Below are 26791 nucleotides of genomic sequence, written 5' to 3' on the forward strand. Positions count from 1 at the left end.
GAGATAACCGTCCGGACGGTACAGTCGCGGACGTGACAACTACCACCCGCGATCGGATTCTCGACGCGCTCGAATCGCTGTTGCTGGACAAGGGCATGTCCCAGGTGACGCTGGAGAACGTGGCGGCCGCCGCCGGCGTCTCCAAGGGCGGGCTGCTCTACCACTTCAAGAGCAAGGACGCGCTGCTGGCCGGGCTCGTGCGCCGGTTGGGCGAGCGCACGACCGAGCAACTGGACACCGCTGCGGCCCAAGGCAAGTCGGTCACCGAGTGGTACCTGCAGACACCGAGCGCCGACAACGACACCGACGCCCTGGAACTGGCGCTGTACCGCTCCATGGTGGCCGCCATGCGCACGGTCGACGCCGCCCACGACGAGCGCGACGACGAGGTGCAGCGCGCCCTCATCGAGGTCCTCGACAGCTGGAGCACGGGCCTGGACAACGAAATCGAGGATCCGGTACGCGCCGACATCGTCCGCCTCGTCGGCGACGGCGTCTACCTACGCGCCCTCCTCGGCCTCCCCCCGATAGACCCCGCCCGCTACCGCGCCGTCGTCACCCGCCTCCTCCAACCCTGACCGCTACGCACCCGGACATCCGGCTTCGGAGCATTGTCAGCCGACAAAGCCGCACGATGCGACGACCGCCGCATCCGCGGTAGGCGGGCCGGCCGGTCCGGCCATCCGCCGCAGCGGATTCGGTCCAGGTTGCGTGGGGATCGCGGGTCCCTCGGCTCGGAAGGCGTGCGCGGCGGGTCACCACGGATAAACTCGGGCGCGTGTTGTCCGCTGCGGCCGAGGGGGCCGGTCCTGTGCCGGGTCCGGGCGTGTCCGGCGCCGCGCCGATCGGGGCCGGGTCGGGAGGTTCGGCGGGCTCGCCGGGGACTACCCATGACGACTGGGAAATCGGTGAGGCCGTGCCGATCCGGCCGCTGTCGTTCCGCGAGAACCTGGATCTGCCGTTCGCCGCGATGCAGGCGCACGTGCGGTTGCTGGCGGGGCTGGTCGGTGTCGCCTTCGTGCCGGCCGCGGGCGCGGTCGCGGCGATCACGGCCGCCGGGTCGGTGGCCACCGACGGCTCCGATGCCGGGACCGCCTGGGCCGCAGTGCTTTCCACAGTGTGCTTCGCCTGGCTGCTGCGCTCGTTCACGCGCGGGGTGACCGTCCCGGTCGTCCTGGCGAGCGTGCACCGGCGGCCGATCACCTGGCGCGAGACGCTGCGGCGGCTCGGCGCGGCGGCGGGACCGCTGCTGCGCTACCGGATCATGACCACACTGATCGGCCTGGGCGTAGCGATCCTGGGCGCGGTGCTGATTCTCACCATGCTGCCCGCGCTGGCCTGGCTGGGGTGGTTGCGGTCGCGACGTTGCCTGTCCACCCCGGTGCTGTTCGAGCACCCGATGCGGTACCGCGACACCATCGCACGGGCGAAAACGCTTGCCGCGGGCGCGGAATGGCGGTTGGCCGGACTGTGGCTGTGCCTGCGCGGCCTGCTGCTGGTGCTGGTCGTGCCGCTGGCGGGGCTCACGCTGTTCGTCACGGAGATCTCCGGCACCCACCGCTGGGCGGCGATCGTGCTGATCACCGCGACGGTACTGCTCGTCGCGGCACTCACCGAGGTGGTGGAGTCGGCGGCCGACGTGGTCGGCTACGTCGACCGGCGATGCCGCCGCGACGGCTGGGACATCCGAATACCCGACGACGATCGAACTCGCCCCCTGGACAACGCGCCCCGGGCGGTCACCCGATGACCGACCGGCCGGACCACGACCGGCCACCGGTCGCGCCCGCCCCCGCGCCGCCGCGCCTGGGCCCGGCCGCCGACCATCGCGTCGCCGCGGAAACCGCCGCGGGACAGCACGATTACGACACCGCGCTGCGAGAGCGCTACCGCGCGGTGGTCCGCGGCCTGGAACAGGGTGGCGTACTGGAGGTCCGGCGATCGCGCACCGCGCAGGAGACCGCCACGGCCGCCGTCACCGCGATACCCGACCGCGCCGCCGAACTACCCACGGCGGCACACGGTTTCGACGAGGTCGTATACGGCGGCCGGGCCGCGACCGCGGACGAGTACCTGCGGCTCGCACAGGCCGACGTCTTCTCCCTGGCCCCGCCGCCACCGCCCGAACCGGTGGAGACCACCGCGCCGACCCGGCGCTCACTGCGCATTCCGCCACTGCCACAGCTCATTCGCGATCCACGATTCTGGGCCGTGCTGGTTGCCGCGCTCGTTCTGGCGCTGCTCGTCTATGTACTGATCCACCTGTCGGCCGCACCGACCGCACCCCCGGCGCCGGAGATCCCGCCACCCCCACCGGACCCGGACGGATACACCCCGCCCCCACCGGATTTCGGCGAAGGCTCGGATTCGATCTTCGGGCGCCTGCCGGACTGGCTGGCCTACGGCGGCCTGCAATGGCTGCTCTGCGGCGTGATCGTGGTGTGGTGGCGGGGTCGTCGGCGCGGTGCGCTGGTCGCCGAGCCGCGCCCGGTCCAGGTGGCGGCGAACGAGCTGCTCGGCGGACAGGCGGCGCTGTACCGCAAGTCGGGCGATCGCGACCACGTCGCCGCCCTGCTGCGCGCGGCGACGCTGCGCCGCGTCCGGCCCGCCCTGGGCCTGACGCCGGAGGCGCCCGTCAATCACCTGGTGACGGCCATCGCCACGCGCACACGCACACCGGCGGACCATGTCGGCGCCACCCTGTTCGGCCCGGTGCACGACGACGACACCCTGCGCCAGGTTGCCGCGCAACTGCGACGAATCGAATCGGAGATCGGATGACGGAGATCGAATGACCACAGCGGACACCGACCACACCCCGACCGCCGAGCAGGCCCTGCAGGCGTTCGGCGCGCTGCGCACCGAGATCGGCAAGGCCGTCGTCGGCAACGATCAGGCCGTGATGTTCCTGGTGCTGGCGCTGCTGTGCCGCGGGCACGTGCTGCTGGAAGGCGTTCCGGGCGTGGCGAAGACGCTGCTGGTGCGAGCGCTGGCGACGGGGCTCGATCTGGATCACGCCCGGGTGCAGTTCACTCCGGACCTGATGCCCGGTGACGTCACCGGTTCACAGATCTACGATCCGCATTCGGCCGAGTTCACCTTCCGGCGCGGCCCGGTGTTCACCAATCTGCTGCTGGCCGACGAGATCAACCGGACGCCGCCGAAAACCCAGTCGGCACTGCTGGAATCGATGGAGGAACGGCAGGTCTCGGTCGACGGCAAACCGCAGCCGCTGCCGGACCCGTTCGTGGTGGTCGCCACCCAGAACCCGATCGAGCAGGAGGGCACCTACCCCCTGCCGGAGGCGCAACTGGACCGATTCCTGTTCAAGGTCGACATCGAACTGCCCGGCCGCGACGACGAGTTCCGGGTGCTGCAGCGCCACGCGGCGGGATTCGATCCACGCGACCTGACCGCCGCGGGCCTGCGGCCGGTCGCCGGGCCCGATCACATCGCGGCGGCCCGCAACGCGGTCTCGGGTGTGCGGGTCGATCCCGAGGTGCTGGCCTACATCGTCGATCTGTGCCGCGCCACCCGGGCCGCGGCCGCGGTGCGGCACGGCGCCTCGACGCGCGGCGCCACCGCCCTGCTGGCCGCCGCACGCGCGTTCGCGTGGCTGACCGGGCGTGAGTTCGTCACCCCCGACCACGTGAAAACCGTTGCGGTGCCGGTATTGCGGCATCGGTTGCAATTGCGTCCGGAGGCCGAGCTGGACGGCGCGACCACGGAGAGTGTGCTGTCGTCGCTGCTGCTCTCGGTGCCGGTCCCGGTGTAGCCGATGGTCGTCACGGGACGGCTGGCCGCCCTCGCCGCGGTCGCGGCGGCGGTGGTGATGGCCGCGCTGCCGTTGTGGTGGGGAGTGTTGTCGGCGACCGCTGTGCTCGTGGCTCTGGTCATCGCCGATCTCGTTGCGCTCGGCGGCATTACGGGCCTGGAGCTGTCGCGCGCCCCGCTCACCACGGTCCGGTCGGGTCGCGCGACGACGATCGAACTCGAGGTCGTCAATCGCGGGCCCCGCACGGTGCGCGGGCGGCTGTGGGACGACTGGCCCGGCAGCGCGCACGCCTCGCACCACGGTCACGTGCTGCGATTGCCGCCGAACAGCAAGACCCGGCTCGCCACCACGCTGCGTCCCGAGTACCGCGGTGATCGGGTGGCCGGTCCGGTCACCCTGCGGCTGTTCGGCCCGCTCGGTCTGGCCGGGCGGCAGGTCCGCCGCGACGTGCCGGCGCGGCTGCGCGCACTGCCACCGTTCCGCAGCGAGGGCGCGCTCGCGGCGAAGGTCGCCGAACTGCATCTGCTGGAGGGCAGCACGGTCGTCAACGCCCGCGGGCAAGGTTCCGAGTTCGACTCGTTCCGCGAGTACGTCCCCGGCGACGACGTGCGCGCGATCGACTGGCGGGCGACCGCGCGCGCCGCCGACGTGCTGGTGCGCACCTGGCGGCCGGAGCGGCACCGGCGGCTGCTGCTGATCGTGGACACCGGGCGCCTCAGCGCCGGTCGCGTCGGCGACGGCACCCGGCTGGACGTGAGCATCGAGGCCGCGCTGCTGCTGGGCGGGCTCGCCGCGGCGGCCGGTGACACCGTCGACCTGCTGGCCTACGACCGGCGGGTACGGGCCGAGGTGTTCGGCTCCGGCGGAAAGAGGTTGCAGCCCAAGCTGATGCACGCGCTCTCGGGCGTCGTCCCGGCGCTGGTCGACACCGACACCACCGGTCTGGTCCGCACCGCCGTGCACCGTTCCCGCCGCCGCAGCCTGATCGTATGGTTCACCAGCCTCGACGGTGCGATGGTGGAAGAGAACCTCCGCCCGGTCCTCCCGGTCCTGACCCAGCGCCACCGCGTGCTCATCGTCTCGGTCACCGACCCGGACGTCGCCGCCGCCGCGGTGCGCCGCGACACCCTCACCGACATCTACACCGCGGCCGCCGCCGAAACCCTCCTCGCCGAACGCGCCCTGACCCGAGAATCCCTGCGACGCATGGGAGTAGCCGTCGTCACCGCCTCCCCCGACCATCTCCCGGAAGCCCTAGCGGACGAATACCTGGAACTCAAGCGCTCGGGAGCAAGCTAGTCCCCCACCCGACAGGACCCGTCCCCGGGAGCTATGCGGTGCGGGACCACCCGATGTTCGAGACGGACTGCGCCGGTGTGGGTGTGAGGGTCCGGCGTTGGCGTTCGGCGATGACCGCGCCCAGGATGTGCAGCGGTGGGTAGCCGGGCGGGGGCGGCACTCGCAGTTGCGCGCAGACGGCGACGACCAAGGCGTGGCCGAGTGCGTGGTGGGCCTCCGGCGTCAGCGTCCGGGCGCGGGTCAGGTACTGCCGGGCCGGTAGCGCCAGCTCCTCGGTCAGCGCGGACAGGTCCAGCCGCTGCGCCCAGCCCTGCAACCACGGCGGCGCGAGGGCCAAGGCGGGCAACGGAAGCCGGATGCGGTCGTGCACGACGACGGTGCCGGCGAGCACGTCGCCGACCCGGCGGGCCCGCGGGGAGCACAGCGAGGTGACCACCGCGACCGCCCCGAAACCACCCAGCGCCCAGAAGTCGACGATGGCCCCCGCGAGGCCGCGGGTCAGGGCGTGGCGGAAATCGATCGGCCCGCCGTCACCGCGCACCACCCGCAGTCCGAGCGCCAGCTTGCCGACGGTACGACCGCGCAGCAGCGTCTCGCACGCGATCGGATAACCGGCCAGCACCGACACGATGATCACCAGCATGGCGACATCCAGCCACGCCGGATCCGGCCGCGACCACACCACCGCCGCCGACACCGCGAGCACGATCAGCCACCCCACCACCAGCTGCAGCACCACATCGATGAGGAATGCCGCGGCCCGGGTCGGGATGCGCGCGATCGGCAGGTCCAGGGCGACGGCCTCGCCGGTAGTGAAAACGGCCATGCTGCAGACAGACTAGCCTCTCGAGGGAACCGCGGGAGGGCACCGATGGACGTGGACGCGTACGCCTACGCGCACAGGCGATCGTGGGATCGACTCGATCAGCTGACCCGGCAGCGCAAGTTGTCCGGCGCCGAGGCCGACGAGCTGGTGCGCCTGTACCGCCGCACCTCGCAACAACTGGCGCGGCTGCAGTCGCACTCCCCCGATCCGGAACTGATCCGCGGACTCGGCGCGCTGCTGGCGCGGGCGCGCGGCCGGGCGCTGGGCACCCGCGCCGACGTGTGGCGCGAGGTGGGCCTGTTCTTCACCCACGGCTTCCCCGCGGCGGTCTATCGCGCCTGGCCGTGGTGGGCGGGCGTGACGGCGGTATTCCTCGCGGTGTCGACGGGCCTCGGTATCTGGGTGTCCGGTTCGGCCGCCGCGCGCAAGACCCTGGACATTCCGGCCGATACCGATGTCCTGACCGGACCGGGCGGCCGCTTCGAGACCTATTACTCCGAGCATCCGCACGACGCCTTCGCCGCCCAGGTGTGGACCAACAACGCGTGGGTGGCGGCGGTCGCGCTGTTCACCGGGCTGTTGATCCTGCCCGCGGCCTACGTGTTGTTCATGAATGCCCTGAATCTCGGCATCTCCGCCGGGTTGATGGGCGACGCCGGGCGCATCGACGCCTTCTTCGGCTTCATCCTGCCGCACGGCATGCTCGAGCTGACCGCGGTCTTCGTGGCCGGGGGCGCCGGGCTGAAACTCGGTTGGACGCTGATAGATCCGGGCCGGCTCAGCCGCGCGCAGGCGCTCGCCCGACAGGGGCGCGCGACCGCGACCATCGCGCTGGGTCTGGTGGTCGTGCTGCTGGTCTCGGGTCTCATCGAGGGCTTCGTGACACCGAGCGGCCTGCCCGCGCCGATCCGGATCGCTATCGGCGCGGTGGCCGAACTCTGTTTCCTCGGGTACGTGTGCACCGCCGGTCGCCGGGCGGCGACGGGTACGGCAGCTACCGATCGGCGCACGACCGACCGATAAGCCGAAATTCGGTTGCGGGGAGGGTGACCGCCGACCATGATCATGGCGGGGGATTTGAGATCCACTGGCCGCAGCGAGTCCAGCTCAGCTGCGGCCAGCGTTACCGTCAACTCTACACAATCGTTATCGCTATGCAACCAGCCACTCGACACCCGGGCGTATAAGTAACGGACCGGAAACAGTGGCTCGGAGGCGCGCCACGCCCGGTGTCGCAAATCTGTAGCGTCCCGTGGGCTCGGGGGTCGAAATAGTGGCCGCCACCAAACCATCCGGTCCCTCCCGTCTGTCCGGAACGGCCGTTCGGTCACGTCCATAAGGTCCGTATCGCGCGTTTGCTGTGCCAGCGGGCACGATCCGATAGAGTCTCCGGAATCGCTCCTATCTCGATGGATGCCCATCAAACGGTCGATGACCGGCAAATTGCCGACACATTAAACAGACCCGAAGTTTGTTATCTCGGCGGAATACTTGAGCTGCGTACTGTATTGACACTGTTTTCATGAGCCCGCACCAGCTCGATGCCGCCTCGGCGACACAGCGGTACTGATACGGCGCGACCCGCAACCTCCTCGAACGCACTTCACCGGCCGAACAGTGGCGTCGAGAGTGCGGCGAAGATCACACCTCCATAACCGCCGACACCCGGCACAGAGCGAGTTCGCGGCCACGCGAAAGCCCCGCCTCGACCCACAGTCGCGCTCGTCGGAGACCCTTCGGTCCTGTCATGACCCATTGACACGTGCCCCGCCCCGATCATGTTCACCCGCAAGGATTCCGGCGCCCCACACCGCGAACGGACGCCGGGTTGCCGGTAGCGACAACGGGTTTCGTGACCGAACTGCTGGCACGTACGGCGGCGACCGGAGAAGATAAGCCCGTGCGGACGAAATTCTCCTCCGAGCTGGCAGCGCTCACCGACGAGCTGGCCCGCCTGTCGGCCTTGGCGCACGAGGCCACCGAACGCGTCGCCGTCGCGGTGGCCGAAGCCAATCTGACCGCCGCGTACGAGGTCCTCGCCATCGACGAGCAGCTGCAGGCCCTGCACGGGGGATGCGAGAACCGGGCGGTGATCCTGCTCGCCCTGGAGGCCCCGGTCGCCCGCGACCTCAGACACGTGGTCACCGCGATGCAGATCGCCGACGACCTGTCCCGGATGAGCTGGCTGACCAGTCGCATCGCCGACAGCGTGGTGCACCGCTACCCGGAACCCGTAGCGCCCCCGGACATTCTGCGGCTGCTCGGCGCGATCGGGGATATCGTCACCGACCTCGCCGCCACCGCGGGCCGCGCCATCACCGACACCGATCTGTCGGCGGATCGCGGTTCCGAGGACTCCCACGCCCGGCTTACCACGCTGCAACAGCAAGTGCTGCACGCCATTTCGGCGGCGGAATGGCAGCACGGCAGCGCCATGGCCGTCGATCTCGCGTTGGTGGCGCATCACTACGAACGCTGCGCCGAGCACTGCGTCCGCATCGAGCGGCTGATCCATTTCTTCCACACCGGAGTCCCGCTGTCGGCACAGGTCGATCAGAACTGATCCGATCCGGACGGCCGTGATTACCGCACGGCTCCGTGGGAATGCATGAGTCATGCATATAGAACGGTTGGCGAATCTGCTGGGCGCCACCGCGCTGGCGGTCAGCGACAAGATGATTCGCGATGTCACCGCGCGGACGAAGACGAACCCCAGCGCGACGGCGGCGCTGGTCGTCCTGCTCCAGGCCGGTCCGATGGGCGTCACCGACCTGGGTCGCTGCCTGGGCCTGACCCAGTCGGCCGCCACCCGCACCCTCGACTCGCTGGAAAACGCCGGTCTGGTGCGCCGCACCAGGACCGGGCGCGTCCGCACCATCGCCCTGACGACGGCCGGGCGCCGCGGCGCCGCAACGGTTCTGCGCGAACGCGTGCGCTGGCTGGAGACCCTGACCGGCGCACTCGACGAGCCGGACCGGGCGCATCTCGAACGGATCCTCGGCACGCTGCTGACCAGGATCTACGACGAGATACCGGACGCCGACCTGCTCTGCCGGCTCTGCGACCGGCGGGCGTGCACGCACGAGCGGGTCTGTCCCGTCGGACAGGCCGCGCGCGATAGGGCGGAGTGAGCGCGATGGCGTGGCTGACCGCGCTGGCCTCCGCGGTCCTGTACGGGCTGTCCGACTATGTCGGCGGAATCGCCTCGCGCCGAATACATTTCGCCGTCACCGCGATACTCGGCCAGACGGTCGGGCTGCTGGTGGCCCTATTACTCGCCGCCGCGACCGGCACGGGCGCGCCGCGTGCGACGGACCTGGCCTGGGGCGCGCTGTCCGGGCTGGGCACCGCCGCCGGGATGGCCGCGCTGTTCCGCGGGCTCGGCCGCGGCACGATGAGCACGGTGGTGCCCACCAGCACCCTGACCGGGATGGGGCTGCCGGTGCTGTTCGGTGTGGTGGCCGAGGGACAACGCCCGACCCTGGCCGCGGGCGTCGGCATCGTCGTGGCGCTGCCCGCCCTGTGGCTGGTGTCGCGCACGCCCGACAGCGCGCCGACCGCATCCCGCGCGGCCGTGCTCGACGGCCTGCTCGCCGGAGTCGGTATCGCGATCCAATATCTGGCGCTGGCACACGCCGATCCGGTGTCGGGGTTCTGGCCGGTGGCGTCGGGCCGGGTCGCGGCCGTGTGCGCCCTTGTCCCCCTGGTGTTCTGGACCCGCGCGGCGGTCACGGCCGCCGTCCGCCCGCTGTGCCTGGCCGCGCTCGCGGGTGCGACCGCCGCGCTGGCGCTGGCGGCCTATCTCGACGCCACCCACCGCCAGCTGCCGGTCGTCGCGGTCGCCCTGTCCTCCCTGTATCCGGTGATCCCGGTGCTGCTGGGCATCACCGTGCTGCACGAGCGCCTCACCCGCGCCCAGTGGGCCGGGCTGCTCGCCGCCGCTCTCGCGGTGGTCCTGCTGGCACTGTGAGTTCGAAACCGGGGTTGACGGAAACCCGCGCGGCACGCCCGGCGGGCGAGCCGAGACTGTGATATCTCGTACACCCGCTACGATCCGGGCGAGACGGGTCCGGACGAAAAAAATCGAGGGCCCGGATCGGATGATCCGGGCCCTCGATGCCTGGTGGGCGAAGGGGGACTTGAACCCCCACGTCCCGAAGGACACTGGCACCTGAAGCCAGCGCGTCTGCCATTCCGCCACTCGCCCGAGCGACTCGGAAACGTTATCACGCACCCGTTGTGCATATGAAATCGCCTGGTCAACGAATATGTGGTCACCCTGTTGCGGTGGGGGAACTCCGGCAGGCCGCCGAGAGTTACAGGTGTGGACGATCGTGGATATCATGCAGGGACCGTGTCCGTCCGACGACACGCCCTATTGGCGTGTCGCGGATTGATGACAGACGGGATCTGCGACAGAGGACAGGACGAGCGCAACACCGAAGGGAGGCCGGGATGGGGATCGTGTCACGCTTCGAACGCCGCCTGCAGGGCGCTGTCGGCGACGCCTTCGCCCGCGTCTTCGGTGGCAGCGTCGTGCCGCAGGAAGTGGAGGCGGCGCTGCAGCGCGAGGCCACCGATCGGGTCACCGAACTCGACGGCGGGCATCTGCTGGCTCCCAACAGCTACGTGATCACCATCAACACGTCGGACCTGCGAGAACTCGACGCCGATCACGAGCTCACCAGCCGTGCCTTCGCCAAACATCTGCAGGACTACATCCGTGAGCAGGGCTGGCAGACCTACGGCGAAGTGCACGTCGAATTCCAGGCATCCCCTACGCTGCACACCGGGCAGTTCAGAACGCGCGGCCGGGTCGACCCGGACGCGGGCCGCCGGGACAAGCCGGACCGACGGCCGCCCGACCGGCCTGGACAACCCGCACAACGAACCGCAAACCCGCAACCAGGAGCTGGCCCCATGACGCAGAACTCAGGCTACGACCCCAGCCGTGAGCCCGCGGAGTCCGATCCACGCAACCGCGGGTACGCGCCGCCCGGTGGCCGCCCCGGTCCGGGGAACTACGACTACGGCCGCGGCGGTGGGCAGTACCCCGCCGCGAGCGACTACGCCGCAGCGCCCGAGTCGCAGCAGGCCTACGGCGACTATCAGAACGGCTACGACTACCAGCAGGGTGGCGGCAGCTACGGCCAGCCGGGCTACGCCGATCCGGCCTACGGCCAGCAGGCCGGGTACGAGCAGGGCGGCTACGCCCAGCAGGGTTACGCCGACCAGGGCTACGGCCAGCAGGGCGGGTACGACCAGGGCTACGCCGATCAGGGCTACGACCAGGGTTACGGCCAGCAGGGCTACCCGAACCAGGACTACGGCCAGGCACAGCAGGCCTACGGTCAGGCCCCCGCCGCATACGAGCAGGGCTACGCGGGCCAGGGCTACGGCCAGGCGCCGGCCGGATACGAACAGGGCTACGCCGAACAGCCCGGGTACGACCAGGCCGCCTACGGCCAGCAGCCGGGCTACGCCGAGCCGGGCTACGGCCAGCAGGGCGCGTACGGCGCCGCTCCGGCGCAGCCCCAGCAGCCGCCGCGCAGCGGTTCGGGCTACTCGGCCACGCTGCAACTCGACGACGGCAGCGGCCGGACCTACCAGCTACGGGAAGGCAGCAACATCATCGGCCGCGGCCAGGACGCGCACTTCCGGCTGCCCGACACCGGGGTCTCCCGACGCCACATCGAGGTCCGCTGGGACGGCCAGGTCGCGATGCTGTCCGACCTCGGATCGACCAACGGGACGCTGGTCAACGGGTCTCCCGTGCAGGATTGGCAACTGGCCGACGGTGATGTGATCCGCGCCGGGCATTCGGAGATCCTGATCCGAATCGTCTGATCCCGTAAGCTCGCCGGTGCAGGTCACGGTGGGGCACGAGAAGTCCTCGGCCGTATCGTGATCGCAACCGGTCGTCGACCCTATTATGCTGCCACCATTCGCTCGGCAGCCGGGCCGTGCTGACCAGCACGCCGGTTGGGGGTCGAACCGTACCAACGGCACCGGTCGAACAGGAGGTGGAACGCCGTGCAGGGACTGATCCTGCAATTGACCCGTGCGGGGTTCCTGCTGCTGTTGTGGTTGTTCGTCTGGGCGGTGCTCCGCACCCTGCGCAGCGATATCTATGCGGCATCCGGCATCCGGATCCAGCCCCGGGCCGCACGCGGTTCCGCGGTGCTGCCATCCTTCAGTCGCGGCCAGAAGGGCGCCAGACATCTCGTGGTGACTCAGGGTTCACTCGCAGGCACGCGTATCACGCTAGGCACCCAACCGGTGCTGATCGGGCGTGCCGACGACTCCACACTCGTGCTGACCGACGACTACGCGTCGACCAGGCATGCGCGACTCTCGCCGCGCGGCGACGACTGGTACGTCGAAGACCTAGGCTCAACCAACGGGACCTACCTCGATCGAGCGAAGGTCACCACCCCGGTCCGAGTTCCACTCGGTACCCCTGTCCGTGTCGGTAAGACAGTGATCGAGCTGCGATCGTGACTCTTGTTCTCCGCTACGCAGCGCGCAGCGACCGTGGTCTCGTCAGGGCCAACAACGAAGATTCCGTCTACGCCGGCGCGCGCCTGCTCGCATTGGCCGACGGCATGGGTGGGCACGCCGCGGGCGAGGTCGCCTCCCAGTTGATGATCGCCGCGCTGGCCCACCTGGACGACGACGAACCCGGTGACGACCTACTCGGCAAGCTCGACCGCGCGGTGCGCGAGGGCAACGCCGCCATCGCCGATCAGGTCGAGGAAGAACCCGAACTGGACGGCATGGGCACCACGCTCACCGCAATCCTGTTCGCGGGCAAGAAACTCGGCCTGGCCCACATCGGCGACTCCCGCGCCTACATGCTGCGCGGCGGCGAACTCGCCCAGATCACCCGCGACGACACCTTCGTGCAGTCGCTGGTCGACGAGGGCCGCATCACGCCGGAGCAGGCGCACACCCATCCGCAGCGGTCGCTGATCATGCGCGCGCTCACGGGCAACGAGATCGAGCCCACGCTGACGATGCGGGAGGCCCGCGCCGGCGACCGCTACCTGCTGTGCTCGGACGGCCTGTCGGATGTGGTCAGCGACGAGACGATGGCCAACACGCTGCGCGAGGGCAACACCGACGAGGCGGCCGACCGGCTCATCGAGCTGGCGCTGCGCAGCGGCGGACCGGACAACGTCACCGTTGTGGTCGCCGATGTCATCGACTTGGACTACGGCCAGAGTCATCCGATCGTGGCCGGCGCCGCCTCCGGCGAGGACGAGGACGTCCCGCCCCCGAACACCGCCGCCGGACGCGCCGCGGCGATGCGCCCGCCGCGCGCCGCGCCCCGCCGCGCCCCCGTGGCCGCCGAGCCGCCCGCGCCGCGCAAGAGCCACAAGCTGCGCTGGATCGTGTTGTCGCTGGCATTGCTCCTCGCCGTGGTGATCGGTCTCGTGGTGGGCTACAAGATGATTCGCAGCAATTACTACGTCGGCACCGACGCCGGCAGCGTGGTGATCATGCGCGGGCTCCCCGGCTCGGTGCTGGGTTACTCGATCCGTGATGTGGACCAGCTCGCCTGCATCGACCGGGACGGCCGGCTCAGCCTGCTGCGTCCCGGCAACAACTTCCCCTCCGGCTGCAAGCAGCTGCAGGTCGCCGACCTCAAGCAGACCGGCCGCGACAAGGTCGTGAACAACGGCCTGCAGCCGGGCACCTTCGCCGATGCCCAGCGCCAGCTCGAGAAGCTCACCACCGCGGAACTGCTCCCGGCCTGCGTCAAGACGCCGGTGCCCGTGCCCACGCCCGTTCCGGCGCCCGCGCCGGGCGAGAACGGCGCCACCCCGACGCCGACCCCGGTCGAGCCGGGACCCACCAACGCTCCCGCTCAACAGCCGGTCCCGCCGACCGCCTCCGCGCCGGCCCCGCAGACTCCGGGGGAGAACTGCAGGAAGGCGGACTGATGTCCGCACCGGCACCGCCGTCGGCTGGGGCTTTCCCCAGCCCACCGGGCGGCTTCGCTCCCGCGCCACCACCGACGACGCGGCGTAACGTCGAGGCGTTGCTGCTGGCGGGCGCGGTGGTGATCACCACCGTGGCGCTGGTGCTGGTGGAGGCCAGCCAGGATCAGGAAGTCACCTGGGATCTGGCCAAGCTCGGCCTGGCCTACTTCGCGCTGTTCGGTGTGGCGCATCTGGCCGTGCGACGGTTCGCGCCGTTCGCCGATCCGCTGCTGCTGCCGATCGTGGCGCTGCTCAACGGCGTCGGGCTGGTGCTGATCCATCGCCTGGATCTCGCCGACGAGCAGACCGCCGCCTACAACTCCTGGCCGATGCCCTCGCCCGACGCCAACCAGCAGGTGTTGTGGACGGCGTTCGGCATCGCGCTGTTCGTCGGACTGCTGATACTGCTGCGCGACTACCGCACTCTCGCGCGCTACAGCTACACCCTGGGCCTGCTCGGATTGGTCGCGCTCGTCATTCCGGCGCTGCTGCCCAGCGCGTTGTCGGAGACCAACGGCGCCAAGATCTGGATCCGGCTGCCCGGATTCAGCATGCAGCCGGGCGAATTCGCGAAGATCCTGCTGATCATCTTCTTCGCCTCGGTGCTGGTCGCCAAGCGCGAACTGTTCACCGCCGCGGGCCGCCGCTTCCTCGGGATGGAACTGCCGCGCGGGCGCGACCTCGGGCCCATCCTCGCGGTCTGGCTGGTGTGCCTGCTGGTGCTCGTGTTCGAGAAGGACCTGGGCACCTCGCTGCTGATCTTCGCGACGGTCCTGGCGCTGCTGTACATCGCCACCGAGCGGGTGGGCTGGGTGATCGTCGGCAGCCTGCTGCTCGCGCTCGGATTCTTCATCGCCTACAACGCCTTCGGGCACGTGCGGGTGCGCGTCGCGACCTGGCTGCATCCGTTCGCCGACTACAACAACACCGGTTATCAGATCTCGCAGTCGCTGTTCGGCCTGGCCACGGGCGGGCTCGCGGGGACCGGGCTGGGCAGCGGACGGCCCTCGCAGGTGCCGTTCGCCAAGACCGACTTCGTCGTCGCGACCATCGGCGAGGAGCTGGGCCTCATCGGGCTGGCCGCCGTGCTGATGCTGTTCGCGATCTTCGTGGTCCGCGGCCTGCGCACGGCGCTGGCGGTGCGCGACAGCTTCGGCAAGCTGCTGGCCGCGGGGCTGGCGTTCACCATCGCGGTGCAGGTCTTCGTCGTCGTCGGCGGTGTCACCAAGCTCATCCCGCTGACCGGTCTCACCACCCCGTTCGTCTCCTACGGCGGATCCTCGCTGCTGGCCAACTACGCGCTGGTCGCGCTGCTGGTGAAGATCTCCGACGCCGCCCGGGCCCCGGCCCCCGCCCGCCGGAAGGATCAACCGGCGCCGATCGCCGACGCGCAGACGGAACTCATCCGGTCGAGAGGAGAAGCGGTGTGAACACCCCCCTGCGCCGCGTCGCCATCGCCGTGATGGTCATGATCGTCGCGCTGCTGGCCAACGCCACCTATGTGCAGGTGATCAAGGCCGACAGCCTGCGCAACGATCCGCGCAACTCGCGGGTGCTGCTGGACGAGTACTCCCGCCAGCGCGGCCAGATCTCCGGCGCGGGCGCCGTGCTGGCCAGCTCGATCGCGACCGACGACCGCTACAAGTACCTGCGCACCTACCCCACCGATCCGGCCGCCTACGCCCCGGTCACCGGCTTCTATTCGATGCAGTACGGCAGCACCGGACTCGAACGCGCCGAGGACTCGGTGCTCAACGGCTCCGACAGCGCGCTGTTCGGGCGTCGGCTGGTCGACATGATCTCCGGCCGCGACCCGCGCGGCGGCAACGTGGTCACCACCATCAACCCGGCGATGCAGCAGGTCGCCTACGAGCAGCTGACCAGCAAGGGCTACACGGGATCGGTGGTGGCGATCGAGCCCAGCACCGGGCGCATCCTGACCATGGTGTCCACCCCGAGTTACGACCCCAACCAGCTGTCCGGCCACGACGGCGCCAAGAGCACCCAGACGTGGGAGGCGCTGTCCTCCGACGAGGATCAGCCGATGCTCAATCGCGCTGTCTCGCAGACCTATCCGCCCGGATCGACGTTCAAGATCGTGACGACCGCGGCCGCGCTGTCGATGGGGATCAAGCCCGAGGACCAGTTCACCGCGGCGCCGAACATCACGCTGCCGGGCACCAGCACCACGCTGGAGAACTACAACGGTTCCACCTGCGGCGGCGGCGCCACGGCCTCGCTGTACGACGCGTTCCGGCTGTCCTGCAACACCGCGTTCGCCGAGATCGGCATGAAGGTCGGCGCGGCGAAGCTGAAGGACGAGGCGGCCGCGTTCGGCATCGGGCCGCACGCGGGCATCCCGATCCAGTGGGCCGACAGCACCGTCGGCGCCATCCCGGACAATCCGTCGCTGGCGCAGAGCAGCATCGGGCAGCGCGACGTGGCCCTCACTCCGCTGGACGACGCGGTGATCGCGGCGACCGTCGCCAACGGCGGGGTACGGATGGAACCGCACCTGGTCGATCAGCTGCAGGGCCCGGATCTCAGCGAGCTGTCCAAGACCAAGCCGGTCTCGGTCGGGCAGGCGATCAGCGCACCGGTCGCGACCGAGCTGACCAATCTGATGATCGCCTCGGAGAAGAACACGGCCGGAGGGAACCAGTCACGCCCCTATCAGATCGCGTCCAAGACCGGCACCGCCGAACACGGCAGCAACCCGCGCAGCACCCCGCCGCACGCCTGGTACACGGCCTTCGCGCCGGCCCAGAACCCGAAGATCGCGATCGCGGTCATCGTGGAGAACGGCGGCGATCGCGCGCTCGCGGCCACCGGCGGATCGGTCGCCGCACCCGTGGCCCGTGCGGTACTCGACGCCGGACTGCAGGGGGGCTGACCCACATGAACGTGCTTTCACGCCTGAACAATCGAGGCCCGGCAGCGGCCTGCGTCACCACGCAGGGCCCCTGGTCAGGCGCAATTAGACGGAGCCTACGGGGGCTGCAATGCTGAACAACGGTGCGATGATCGCGGACCGCTACCGACTGCAACGGCTGATCGCCACCGGTGGCATGGGACAGGTGTGGGAGGCCCTGGACACCAGGCTGGACCGGCGCGTCGCGGTGAAGGTGCTCAAGGCGGAGTTCTCCGCGGATCCGACCTTCCGGCACCGGTTCCGCACGGAGGCGAAGACCACCGCGCAACTGAACCATCCGGGCATCGCCGGCATCTACGACTACGGCGAGACCTTCGACCCGCAGGGCGGCGAAACCGCCTATCTGGTCATGGAACTCGTGCAGGGCGAACCGCTCAACGCCGTGCTGAACCGGCTCAACCGGCTGTCGGTGGCGCAGGGCCTGGACATGCTGGAGCAGACCGGCCGCGCGCTGGAGGTGGCACACGCCGCCGGCGTCGTGCACCGCGACGTCAAACCCGGCAACATCCTGGTCACGCCGACCGGTCAGGTGAAGATCACCGACTTCGGCATCGCCAAGGCGGTCGACGCCTCGCCGGTCACCAAGACCGGCATGGTGATGGGCACCGCCCAGTACATCGCGCCCGAGCAAGCTACCGGCGAGGACGCCACCTCGGCCAGCGACGTGTACTCGCTCGGCGTGGTCGGGTACGAGGCGCTGTCGGGCCAGCGGCCGTTCACCGGCGACGGCGCGCTCACCGTCGCGATGAAGCACGTGCGCGAGTCACCGCCGCCGATGCCCGCGGATCTGCCGCCGAACGTGCGCGAACTCATCGAGATCACCATGGCCAAGGAGCCGAATCGGCGGTACAGCAGCGGCGGCGAGTTCGCCGACGCCGTGGCCGCGGTCCGGTCCGGCCGCCGTCCCCCGCCGCCGCGCACCGCCGGGCTCGCCACGCCGCAGTCCGGCGCGGCGCGCGTGCTGCCGCCCGGCCCGACCACGGTGCTGCCGCGCGGCGACTACGACGACGCCACCGTCCGCTACGCGAATTCCGGTCGGGCGCAAGCACAACCGCCCGGCACCGCGGTCATGGCCGGACGGACCGGCACGGTTCCGCCGGGCGACGAGGACGGGTCGCGGTTCAGCAACGGACAGAAGGCCCTCGCCGGTCTGGGTGTCGGCGCGCTGCTGATCGGCGGCATCGCCGCGTGGGTCCTGCTCAGCGGCAAGCCGCCGGAATCGTCGGTGACGCCGAAGTCGCCGACATCGGTCGTCGCACCGCCGCCACCGGTGCCGACGACCACCACCGAGGCGCCGACGACCACCTATTACCAGCCGCCGCCGGTCACCACCACGACCGAGCCGCCCACCACGACGCCACCGCCGACGACCACGACCACCCAGCCGCCCAGCTCCACCCAGCAGCGGCCGACGACCACCGCGCCGACGACCACGGGTCGCGTACCCCGGACCACATTCGAAATACCATTGCCGAATATTCCGGGTGTCGATGGCAATTACGGCAGGAACGGCACGCACGGCACCACCGGGCGCGAACCCCGCGGCACCACCGAGAACCAGACCGACGACAGCAGTAGTTCCCCGGCCACCGCACCGCAAGGACTGCCATGACGACCCCGAAGAATCTCTCCGAGCGCTACGAGCTGGGCGAGATCATCGGGTTCGGCGGAATGTCGGAGGTACACAAGGCCCGCGACAATCGCCTGGGGCGCGATGTCGCGATCAAGGTGCTGCGCGCGGACCTGGCCCGCGACCCCACCTTCTATCTCCGATTCAAGCGCGAGGCGCAGAACGCGGCCGCGCTGAACCATCCGGCCATCGTCGCGGTCTACGACACCGGCGAGGCCGAGGTCGACGGCGGGCCGCTGCCCTACATCGTGATGGAGTACGTCGACGGCGACACGCTGCGCGATATCGTGCGCGGCAAGGGCCCGCTGCCGCCGCGGCGCGCGATGGAAGTCATCGCCGACGTCTGTGCCGCACTGGATTTCAGCCACAAGAACGGCATCGTGCACCGCGACATGAAGCCGGCCAACATCATGATCAACCGGCAGGGCGCGGTGAAGGTCATGGACTTCGGCATCGCGCGCGCGATCGCCGACAGCTCCAACCCGATGACGCAGACCGCCGCGGTGATCGGTACAGCGCAATATCTTTCGCCCGAGCAGGCCCGCGGCGAGCAGGTCGACGCCCGCTCCGATGTCTACTCCGTCGGCTGCGTGCTCTACGAAATCCTCACCGGGGAACCGCCTTTCACCGGCGACTCGCCGGTCGCGGTCGCCTATCAGCACGTGCGCGAGGACCCGCGGCTGCCGTCCCTGGTGCATACCGGGGTGCCGCGCGAGCTGGATTCGGTCGTGCTGAAGGCGATGGCCAAGAATCCGGCCAACCGCTATCAGACCGCCGCGGAGATGCGCGCCGACCTGATCCGGGTGCTGGGCGGCCAGAAACCGCACGCCCCGATGGTGATGACCGACGAGGACCGCACCACCATCCTCGGCAGCATGGACGCGTCGGCGCGCGGCTACCGCACCGTCGAACGCGAGGATGTCGACGAACCCGAATACGACGAGCCCCGCGACCCGCGCCGCACCGCGATGATCGCGGGTGCGGTGCTGGCCGGTATCGCGGCCCTGTTCGCGTTGTTCTGGTTCCTGATCGGTCCCGGCAGCAAGCCGGACCAGGTGGCCATCCCCGATCTGGCGAACAAGCCGGCGCAGGTGGCGCAGGACGAGTTGCAGCGGGCCGGATTCTCGGTCAACACGCAGCCGAAACCCAACGGCAAGGTCGCTGTCGGCAATGTCATCTCGACCCAGCCGCTCGGCGGTTCCCGGGCGCCGAAGGGCAGCACCGTGACGGTGCAGGTCTCGACCGGTCCGGAGATCATTCCGGTACCGAACCTGGCGAAACGCACCCAGCAGGAGGCCGAGCAGCTGCTCTCGTCCGGCAATCTGCGGCTGAATCCGGATATCCAGCGGGACTGGTCGAGTCCCGAGGACAAGGACAAGGTGATCAGGCAGAGCCCGCAGGCCGACGCCAGGGCCGAGGCCGAGGGTCTGGTCACGATCACCCTGGGCAAGGGGCCCGAGCAGGTACGCGTGCCCGATGTGGTCGGCCAGCAGATCGATGTGGCGCAGGCGAACCTCGAGAACCCCGGTGGTTTCAAGGTGGTCGTTCAGAAGGTGCCGTCCTCGCGTCCCAGCGGCGAGGTGCTCTCCACCGACCCCGCCGGAAACACCTCGGCGGACAAGGGTTCCACCATCACGGTGCAGGTCTCCAGCGATCAGATCACGATGCCGCCCCTCGTTGGCCTCACGCCCTCGCAGGCGGTGGACAGGCTGCGCACGGCCGGCTGGACCGGCGGCGTCGGCCAGATCAACCAGACCACCCAGGGCACCTTCGATCCGCCGAGCATCGGCCACATCCTCAGTCAGCAACCCGCGCCCGGTTCCTCGATCCCCAAGAACGCCACCATCACGATCGCGACGGGTGTGATCGCGCCACCGTGATCTCCCGGCGGCCGATCAGGTGAGGTCGAGGTGGCGGTTCATCGACATGGCCTCGGCGGCCAGGTCGGGGAGTTCGATCACCTCGATGCCCTGGTCGCGGAGTTTTTCCACGCCCACGCAGTTGTCGACGAACGTGGCGGGTTCGCGCCAGGCGATGACGACCCGCGCGAGACCCGCCGCCAGGATGCGGTCGGTGCACGGCGCGCGGTCGGGGGACGCGCGCCGCGAGCACGGCTCCAGGGTGCTGTAGAGGGTGGCCCGGGTCAGGCGGGAGTCGTCGCCGAGCTTGTTCAGCGCGGACTCCTCGGCATGCACCTTGGCGTCGGTTTCGCGCGAATAGCCGTGCGCCAGTTCGACTCCCCCGGCGTCGACCACCACCGCCCCGACCGAGAAGGCGGTCGAACTGGGCGGGCAGAGCCGGGCCAGGCCGATCGCGTGATGCATCCAGAACCGGTGGGACTTACGGCCTTCCGTGCCCGGCTCCGCGAAATGCGATGTCACTGTGGTGTTTCCATGTCGTGCGGCTCTCCGTCGGTTCGGGGCTCGGCGTATCTCGGCAGATAGCGCAGCAGCGCGACATCACCCACGCGGCCGACGTCCGCCAATTCCATTCTGCGCCGCGGTCCGCCGGGGAAGTCGGCCGGACGCAGAAATCGCGGCGCTCGGGAATCGCCCACCAGCACCGGCGCCACGGCCATCAGCAGTTCGTCGGCGAGATCACCGGCCAGGAAGGCGGTGTGGATCCGGCCGCCGCCCTCCACCATCAATCGCCCCACGCCGCGCCTGCCCAGGTCGTCGAGCAGTGCGCCGAAATCGATACCGCCACCGAGGGATACGACCTCGGCCAGGCCGGCGAGCCGTCCGGCGCTCCGCGCGGCGCCGCGGTCGGTGGTGTAGACCAGCTTGACGCCTCCGGTGTGGAAGAAGCGCAGGCTCGGATCCAGTTCGCCGCCCGCGGTGACGGCGATCTTCATCGGGCACTCCGGTTTCCCCGCCGCGATGCGATGGGCACGGCGAGTATCACTGCGGACCAGCAGCCGCGGGTCGTCCCGGCGCAGGGTTTCGGCGCCGACCAGGATCGCGTCGCAGTCGGCGCGCACGGCGTCGACCCGATCGAAATCCTCGGGGTTGGACAGCAGCAGCCGCTCGGGGCCCGCGTCGTCGAGGTAGCCATCGATACTCACGGCCACCGACAGCAGCACATACGGCCTGGCGCTCATACCAGCGCCGCGACCTCCGCCTCCAACTGCTCGACCAGGTGCTCCGCCGGGCGCTCGCCGCAGACTTCCAGCCAGTTCGCCAGCATCCGGTGCCCGCCCTGGGTGAGCACCGACTCCGGGTGGAACTGCACGCCGTGGACCGGCAGGGTGCGGTGCCGCATCGCCATGACGATGCCGCTCTCGGTGCGGCCGAGGACCTCGATATCGGCGGGCAGCGTCTCCTCGAGAACGGTCAGCGAGTGGTACCGGGTCGCGGTGAACGGGTCCGGCAGTCCGGCCAGCACGCCCGCGCCGATGTGGAATACCGCACTGGTCTTGCCGTGCAGCAGTTCCGGCGCCCGGGTCACGGTCGCGCCGAACGCGGCGCCGATGGCCTGGTGCCCGAGACAGACGCCCAGCAGCGGAACCCGATGCGCGACGCACGCGTGCACCAGATCGATACTCTTCCCGGCCCGGTCGGGAGTGCCGGGGCCGGGACTGATCAGCACCCCGTCGAAGCGGGTGACAACCTCGTCGGTGTCATCCAGTTGCGGGTCGTCGTTGCGCCAGACCGTCGCCTCGGCGCCCAGCTGGCCCAGGTATTGGACCAGGTTGAAGACGAAGCTGTCGTAATTGTCGACGACCAGTACGCGCATGGTTCGAGGGTACGTGGCCGCCCGATCGGCGTCGCGGGAATACCCGGGCGGTGCGCCGACAACAGTCCGGAACGCCCGGGTATACCCAGCTGGGATAGCCTTTACCCAGACCGGCGGGGCGTGCGCGGCGTAGCCGACATGCTCGGCTGCCTACCCCGCCGGTACGACCTGTACGCCGAATACGAGGACGTCATGCCCAAGTCGAAGGTCCGCCGCAAGAAGACCGATTACACGATCAACCCCGCCAGCCGTACTCCGGTGAAGGTGAAGGGCGGCCCGTCACCGGTCTGGTACGTCTCCATCATGCTCGGTTTCATGCTGGCCGGGTTGGTGTGGCTGCTGGTGTATTACCTGGCCAACGACAAGATCGAGTGGATGGCCAACCTCAACGCATGGAACTTCCTGATCGGCTTCGGCCTCATGGTGATCGGCCTGATCATGACGATGCGGTGGCGCTGACCAGCACTACACCGATGTAGTTCATGCACACTTGTGGATAGATCTGTGGACAACTCGAGGAGCGATTGGGGACCGTGACCGCATCCGACTCGACGTCCCGTCTCACCTGGTCCACTCCCCCGGCCGCGCTCGCGGTGACAGCGCTCGGCGGAGTGGCGCTCATCGCCGCCGCCGTCCTGACCGGTGACGCGCCGAGCCGGTTGCTTGTCGGGATCGCCGCGGTGCTGTTGCTCGGGCTGACCGCACTGGGATTGCGCCAGCGGCCGCGGCTGACCGTCGTCCCCGGAACCCCGCCCGCGCTGATCGTCCGCGGGCTGCTCGGACCGGTCGTGTATCCGCCGGAGCGGATCCTGCGGGCCCGGGTGGTGGGCTTCCGGCGGCTCGGCCGCAAAGTGCCCAATCTGGAACTCGACGTCCAGCAGGACGGGCACGACCGGTTGCTGATCTTCGGCCGCTGGGATCTGGGCACTCACCCCCAGGACGTGCTGGACGCGATGATCGTGCACGGCCTGACCCGCGGCGAATAACGCACGCGGCGAACGACTCAGGCCAGCTCCGCCGCCGCGGCGACGATGAGCAGCAGCGCGATCACCGCGACACCGGCCGACGCCGTCCAGCCGACGGCGCGGGCGGCCTGCGGGGTCTTGGCGCGCAGCCATTGCGGCAGGAACAGAATGCCGCCCGTGGCCAGGGTGCCCGCGGCGAGGCCGCCGAGGTGCCCCCACAGCGAGATGCCCGGCAGCGACACGCTGATCAGCACGTTGACCGCGATCAGTACCAGCATCTGCACCGGACTCTGCCGCAGCCGCAGCAGGATCACGGTCATCGCGCCGAACAGGCCGTAGATCGCTCCGGAGGCCCCGGCCGTCGAGGTGTCCTGGGCCAGCCACATGACCGCCGCCGAACCACCCAGCAGCGACGCCAGGTAGACCGTGACGAACCGCAGGCGGCCGAGCACCATTTCACAGTCGCGACCCAGGATGTACAGCGCGAACATGTTGACCAGCAGGTGAATCGGGCCGTAGTGGAGGAATCCGGACCCGAGCACCCGCACCCACTGCCCGTCGGCCACCGCCGGCGGCGCCAGCACCCAGTCGAAGAACAACTGCGAGCGCTGGTTGTCCGCGACGTTGTTCGCCTGCGCCGCGGTGATCGCGAAGATCGCGACATTCAAGGCGATCAGCAGGTAGGTCACGTACGGGACCGCCCGTTGCGTCGCGGGCGCGCCCGCCACGGTGCGCACCGGGCGCAGGTCCGCCTGTCCCTGCCGCAGGCAGTCCACGCAGTGCTGGCCGACCGAGGCCGGGCGCAGGCATTCCGGGCAGGCCGACCGGCCGCACCGGGTGCAGGCCAGGCCGGTGGCGCGATCGGGATGGCGGTAGCAGGTCGGTGCGGGCGGTTGGGGATTCACGAAACTCCGTCGAGATTCAGTCGATGGTGATGGAGGAGACGACCACCGGATCCTTGGGGCGGTCGTTGCGGTCGGTCGCCGTGGCGCCGATGGTGTCGACCACCTTGCGCGAATCCGGGTCCACCACCTCACCGAAAATGGTGTGGCGGCGGTTGAGATGCGGCTGCGGGCCGAGCGTGATGAAGAACTGCGAACCGTTGGTGCCCGGCCCGGCGTTGGCCATCGCCAGCAGATACGGGCGATCGAAACGCAGCTCGGGATGGAATTCGTCGCCGAATTCGTACCCCGGCCCACCGCGGCCGGTGCCGGCCGGGTCGCCGCCCTGAATCATGAAGCCATCGATCACGCGGTGGAAGGTGCTGCCGTCGTAGAACGGCCCGGACTTGCCGCCCGCGGCGTTCTCCGTCGTGTACGGCGCCGAGCCGTCGGCGAGGCCGACGAAGTTGCGCACCGTTTTCGGGGCATGGTTACCGAAGAGCGAGATCTTGATGTCGCCGTGATTGGTGTGCAGCGTGGCCACGGCGGTCTGATTCGGTGAGGTCACGCCGAACATCGTGCCATGTACGCGGCGAATCGAGTTGTATCCCACTGCCTTCGGGCCGTGCCGGAGCCGGCTACGGCAAGCGCGCCGCTTCCTCCGGCGCGGATCCGTTGGTGGAGTAGCCCAGGCGCGGCGGCTCGGCGGCGGGTGCGGGCAGCTGCGGACGGCGGCGCGCCGCCAGCCAGGCGGCACTGCCCGCGAATCCGACGAGGGCGGCGACGATGAGCCGGTTGCGCAACCGACCGGACTTCCCAGAGCTCCCCAACTGCATGCGACCACTGTGGCACAGCCACCCGCTTCGCGCAGGAAAGGCTGGTCACAGTGGCCGGCAACTCAGCGGCTGACCGAGCGCTTGAACTGCCGCACCGCCAGCGGCACGAACACCACCAGGATGGCCACCACCCAGATCAGCGTGGTCAGCACCGGATGCTGCATCGGCCAGGCGTCCGGCGTCGGAACCGCCGGGCTGGTGTTGCCGAACAGCTCGCGGGTGGCCTGGGTGACCGCAGACACGGGATTCCACTCGGCGAACACCTGCAACGGCCCGGGCAACTTGTCCAGCGGCACAAAGGTATTGGCGAGGAACGTCAGCGGGAAGATGACCATGAAGCTGGCGTTGTTGAACACCTCGGGCGCCCGCACGATCAGGCCGACCACGGCCATGATCCACGAGATCGCATAGGCGAACAGCAACAGCAGCACATAGGCCAGGACCGCGTCCAGCAGCGACCCGCGGATCCGCCAGCCGACGATGAGGCCGGTCAGCGACATCACGACCAGGCTCACCACATTGATCACGACATCGGCGGCGGTGCGGCCGATCAGCACGGCCACCGAGGCCATCGGCAGCGACCGGAACCGGTCGATGATCCCCTTCTGCATATCCTCGGCCAGGCTCAGGCCGGTGAACGTCGCGCCGAAGACCGAGGTCTGCGCGAAGATGCCCGCGATCAGGAACTCCCGGTACCCGCCCGACAACCCCGGCACCTCGATCGCCGTGCCGAAGATGTAGGCGAACAGCAGCACGAACATGATCGGCGACAGCGTCGAGAAGATCAGGACGTCGGGTACTCGCCTGATCTTGATGACATTGCGCTTGGTGATCGTCAGGCTGTCGCTGACCACCATCGACATGCGTGTGCCGAACGTCGGCTGATCGGCGATGGCTACGGCCGTGCTCATCTCTGCTGTCCCTTCGTCGCGTCGACTCGCTCGGCGGCGCCCTTACCGTCGGCGTGGCCGTTCTCGCTGATCATTTCTTCCGCCTCGTGGCCGGTGAGAGTGAGGAACACATCGTCGAGCGAGGGGCGCCGCAGCCCGACGTCGTGAATCTGGACCTTGTGCTCGGCCAGCCGCCCGATGGCATCGACCAGGGCCTGCGATCCCTCGCTGACGGGCACCGTGATGCGTCGTAGCCCGGGCTCGAGATGGATCTCCCCGACCGCGAGCGCGGACAGGGCCTGTTGTGCGACCGCGAGGCTGTCGGCGTGGTCGACGGTCAGTTCGATGCGGTCGCCGCCGACCATGGTCTTGAGTTCGTCGGCGGTGCCGCGGGCGATGACCTTGCCGCGGTCGATGACCGCGATGGCATCGGCCAATCGGTCGGCCTCCTCCATGTACTGCGTGGTCAGCAGCAGCGTGGTGCCGCCGGCCACCAGTTCCTCGATGACATCCCAGAGGTCGAGACGGGCCCGCGGGTCCAGGCCCGTGGTCGGCTCGTCCAGGAACAGGACGGGAGGATTGGCGACCAGCGCACCCGCCAGGTCGAGGCGGCGGCGCATGCCGCCGGAGTAGCCCTTCACGGGCCGGTCGGCGGCGTCGCTGAGCCGGAACCGCTCGAGCAGTTCGCGGGCGCGGTCCTTACTGCGCTGCACGCCCATGTGGTACAGCCGCCCGACCATCTCCAGATTCTCGAAGCCGGTGAGGTATTCGTCGACCGCCGCGTACTGGCCGGAGGCGCCGATGTGCGCACGCAGCCGCTGCGGCGCGCGCAGTACGTCGATACCGGCCACGGTGGCGCGCCCGGCGTCGGGGATGAGCAAGGTGGTGAGTACCCGGACGGTCGTCGTCTTGCCGGCGCCGTTGGGACCCAGCAGGGCGGTGACCGTACCCTCGGGTACCGTGAGGTCGAGTCCGTCGAGGGCGGTCAGCCGCCCATATGTCTTGACCAGACCCTCGGCGATGATGGCGTCGGGCAT

Annotated in this window: 27 protein-coding genes and 1 tRNA gene; 18 read left to right on the forward strand and 10 right to left on the reverse strand. The window is 69.7% G+C overall.

The window, feature by feature from the left end:
- Positions 1–32 precede the first annotated feature (32 nt).
- The 5 genes from ACFMRZ_RS22210 to ACFMRZ_RS22230 all read left to right on the forward strand — a co-directional run bounded on the left by ACFMRZ_RS22210 (position 33) and on the right by ACFMRZ_RS22230 (position 5074).
- Positions 33–578: a TetR/AcrR family transcriptional regulator gene (locus ACFMRZ_RS22210; protein ID WP_400180599.1), complete on the forward strand. Its 546-nt coding sequence runs from the start codon at positions 33–35 to the stop codon at positions 576–578.
- Positions 579–778: 200 nt separating this feature from the next.
- A complete protein-coding gene (locus tag ACFMRZ_RS22215; RefSeq protein WP_400180600.1) occupies positions 779–1750 on the forward strand; it encodes a hypothetical protein in 972 nt (323 codons plus the stop codon).
- Positions 1747–2781 (forward strand): DUF4129 domain-containing protein, encoded by a 1035-nt coding sequence (locus tag ACFMRZ_RS22220; RefSeq protein ID WP_400180601.1) that lies wholly within the window; start codon positions 1747–1749, stop codon positions 2779–2781. Before ACFMRZ_RS22215 ends, ACFMRZ_RS22220 begins: the two co-directional genes overlap by 4 nt.
- A 10-nt stretch (positions 2782–2791) precedes the next feature.
- Positions 2792–3775, forward strand: coding sequence for an AAA family ATPase (locus ACFMRZ_RS22225; protein WP_280272428.1), 984 nt, complete (start codon positions 2792–2794; stop codon positions 3773–3775).
- 3 nt (positions 3776–3778) lie between these two features.
- Positions 3779–5074 (forward strand): DUF58 domain-containing protein, encoded by a 1296-nt coding sequence (locus ACFMRZ_RS22230; protein WP_400180602.1) that lies wholly within the window; start codon positions 3779–3781, stop codon positions 5072–5074.
- Between the two features lie 31 nt (positions 5075–5105).
- Here the strand turns inward: ACFMRZ_RS22230 and ACFMRZ_RS22235 are convergent, their stop codons facing one another.
- On the reverse strand, positions 5106–5900 hold the full coding sequence (locus tag ACFMRZ_RS22235; RefSeq protein ID WP_400180603.1) for an RDD family protein: 795 nt from the start codon (positions 5898–5900) through the stop codon (positions 5106–5108).
- A gap of 45 nt (positions 5901–5945) precedes the next feature.
- Between ACFMRZ_RS22235 and ACFMRZ_RS22240 the strand changes: the two genes are divergently transcribed.
- From ACFMRZ_RS22240 to ACFMRZ_RS22255, 4 genes are all read left to right on the forward strand, one after another.
- On the forward strand, positions 5946–6923 hold the full coding sequence (locus ACFMRZ_RS22240) for a stage II sporulation protein M (RefSeq protein ID WP_280272425.1): 978 nt from the start codon (positions 5946–5948) through the stop codon (positions 6921–6923).
- A gap of 829 nt (positions 6924–7752) precedes the next feature.
- Positions 7753–8463: a phosphate signaling complex PhoU family protein gene (locus ACFMRZ_RS22245; RefSeq protein ID WP_400180604.1), complete on the forward strand. Its 711-nt coding sequence runs from the start codon at positions 7753–7755 to the stop codon at positions 8461–8463.
- Between the two features lie 52 nt (positions 8464–8515).
- A complete protein-coding gene (locus tag ACFMRZ_RS22250) occupies positions 8516–9031 on the forward strand; it encodes a MarR family winged helix-turn-helix transcriptional regulator (protein WP_400180605.1) in 516 nt (171 codons plus the stop codon).
- 5 nt (positions 9032–9036) lie between these two features.
- Positions 9037–9870, forward strand: coding sequence for an EamA family transporter (locus ACFMRZ_RS22255; RefSeq protein WP_400180606.1), 834 nt, complete (start codon positions 9037–9039; stop codon positions 9868–9870).
- Between the two features lie 151 nt (positions 9871–10021).
- Here ACFMRZ_RS22255 and ACFMRZ_RS22260 read toward each other — a convergent pair.
- Positions 10022–10107 (reverse strand) — tRNA-Leu (locus ACFMRZ_RS22260).
- Positions 10108–10355: 248 nt separating this feature from the next.
- Between ACFMRZ_RS22260 and ACFMRZ_RS22265 the strand changes: the two genes are divergently transcribed.
- The 7 genes from ACFMRZ_RS22265 (at position 10356) to pknB (ending at position 20327) form a co-directional block, all read left to right on the forward strand.
- Complete coding sequence (locus tag ACFMRZ_RS22265; protein ID WP_400180607.1) at positions 10356–11747, forward strand: FhaA domain-containing protein; 1392 nt, start codon at positions 10356–10358, stop codon at positions 11745–11747.
- Between the two features lie 186 nt (positions 11748–11933).
- Positions 11934–12401, forward strand: a complete 468-nt coding sequence (locus ACFMRZ_RS22270) for an FHA domain-containing protein (protein ID WP_187686012.1) — start codon at positions 11934–11936, stop codon at positions 12399–12401.
- Entirely contained in the window at positions 12398–13846 is a 1449-nt protein-coding gene (locus ACFMRZ_RS22275) for a protein phosphatase 2C domain-containing protein (protein ID WP_280367752.1), read from the forward strand. The genes ACFMRZ_RS22270 and ACFMRZ_RS22275 overlap by 4 nt, the downstream gene beginning before the upstream one ends.
- Positions 13846–15315, forward strand: a complete 1470-nt coding sequence (locus ACFMRZ_RS22280) for an FtsW/RodA/SpoVE family cell cycle protein (RefSeq protein ID WP_400180608.1) — start codon at positions 13846–13848, stop codon at positions 15313–15315. Before ACFMRZ_RS22275 ends, ACFMRZ_RS22280 begins: the two co-directional genes overlap by 1 nt.
- Entirely contained in the window at positions 15312–16778 is a 1467-nt protein-coding gene (locus tag ACFMRZ_RS22285) for a penicillin-binding protein 2 (protein ID WP_280367745.1), read from the forward strand. The genes ACFMRZ_RS22280 and ACFMRZ_RS22285 overlap by 4 nt, the downstream gene beginning before the upstream one ends.
- A gap of 109 nt (positions 16779–16887) precedes the next feature.
- Positions 16888–18429: a protein kinase gene (locus ACFMRZ_RS22290; RefSeq protein WP_280272417.1), complete on the forward strand. Its 1542-nt coding sequence runs from the start codon at positions 16888–16890 to the stop codon at positions 18427–18429.
- Positions 18426–20327: a Stk1 family PASTA domain-containing Ser/Thr kinase gene (gene pknB, locus ACFMRZ_RS22295; protein WP_400180609.1), complete on the forward strand. Its 1902-nt coding sequence runs from the start codon at positions 18426–18428 to the stop codon at positions 20325–20327. Before ACFMRZ_RS22290 ends, pknB begins: the two co-directional genes overlap by 4 nt.
- Before the next feature lie 15 nt (positions 20328–20342).
- Here pknB and ACFMRZ_RS22300 read toward each other — a convergent pair whose 3' ends face one another.
- From ACFMRZ_RS22300 to ACFMRZ_RS22310, 3 genes are read right to left on the reverse strand one after another with little or no spacing between them, the layout of a single operon-like run.
- On the reverse strand, positions 20343–20828 hold the full coding sequence (locus ACFMRZ_RS22300) for a deaminase (RefSeq protein WP_280272415.1): 486 nt from the start codon (positions 20826–20828) through the stop codon (positions 20343–20345).
- Complete coding sequence (locus ACFMRZ_RS22305; RefSeq protein WP_400180610.1) at positions 20825–21547, reverse strand: RibD family protein; 723 nt, start codon at positions 21545–21547, stop codon at positions 20825–20827. The genes ACFMRZ_RS22300 and ACFMRZ_RS22305 overlap by 4 nt, the downstream gene beginning before the upstream one ends.
- Positions 21544–22182 carry an aminodeoxychorismate/anthranilate synthase component II gene (locus ACFMRZ_RS22310; RefSeq protein ID WP_280272413.1) on the reverse strand — a complete coding sequence of 213 codons (639 nt, stop codon included), beginning with the start codon at positions 22180–22182 and terminating at the stop codon, positions 21544–21546. The genes ACFMRZ_RS22305 and ACFMRZ_RS22310 overlap by 4 nt, the downstream gene beginning before the upstream one ends.
- A gap of 192 nt (positions 22183–22374) precedes the next feature.
- Between ACFMRZ_RS22310 and crgA the strand changes: the two genes are divergently transcribed.
- Both crgA and ACFMRZ_RS22320 read left to right on the forward strand, forming a co-directional pair.
- Positions 22375–22641 carry a cell division protein CrgA gene (gene crgA / locus ACFMRZ_RS22315; protein ID WP_280272437.1) on the forward strand — a complete coding sequence of 89 codons (267 nt, stop codon included), beginning with the start codon at positions 22375–22377 and terminating at the stop codon, positions 22639–22641.
- Positions 22642–22715: 74 nt separating this feature from the next.
- Complete coding sequence (locus tag ACFMRZ_RS22320) at positions 22716–23168, forward strand: PH domain-containing protein (protein WP_280272412.1); 453 nt, start codon at positions 22716–22718, stop codon at positions 23166–23168.
- 17 nt (positions 23169–23185) lie between these two features.
- On the opposite strand, the gene ACFMRZ_RS22325 is transcribed toward ACFMRZ_RS22320, so the two are convergent.
- From ACFMRZ_RS22325 to ACFMRZ_RS22345, 5 genes are all read right to left on the reverse strand, one after another.
- Positions 23186–24052 (reverse strand): rhomboid family intramembrane serine protease, encoded by an 867-nt coding sequence (locus ACFMRZ_RS22325; RefSeq protein WP_400180611.1) that lies wholly within the window; start codon positions 24050–24052, stop codon positions 23186–23188.
- A gap of 16 nt (positions 24053–24068) precedes the next feature.
- On the reverse strand, positions 24069–24596 hold the full coding sequence (locus tag ACFMRZ_RS22330) for a peptidylprolyl isomerase (protein ID WP_400180612.1): 528 nt from the start codon (positions 24594–24596) through the stop codon (positions 24069–24071).
- A gap of 70 nt (positions 24597–24666) precedes the next feature.
- Entirely contained in the window at positions 24667–24864 is a 198-nt protein-coding gene (locus ACFMRZ_RS22335) for a hypothetical protein (RefSeq protein ID WP_280272409.1), read from the reverse strand.
- 62 nt (positions 24865–24926) lie between these two features.
- Entirely contained in the window at positions 24927–25775 is an 849-nt protein-coding gene (locus tag ACFMRZ_RS22340; RefSeq protein ID WP_280272408.1) for an ABC transporter permease, read from the reverse strand.
- Entirely contained in the window at positions 25772–26791 is a 1020-nt protein-coding gene (locus tag ACFMRZ_RS22345; protein WP_280272407.1) for an ATP-binding cassette domain-containing protein, read from the reverse strand. Before ACFMRZ_RS22345 ends, ACFMRZ_RS22340 begins: the two co-directional genes overlap by 4 nt.

The organism is Nocardia sp. N2S4-5 (assembly GCF_044628355.1).
GTDB lineage: Bacteria > Actinomycetota > Actinomycetes > Mycobacteriales > Mycobacteriaceae > Nocardia > Nocardia wallacei_B.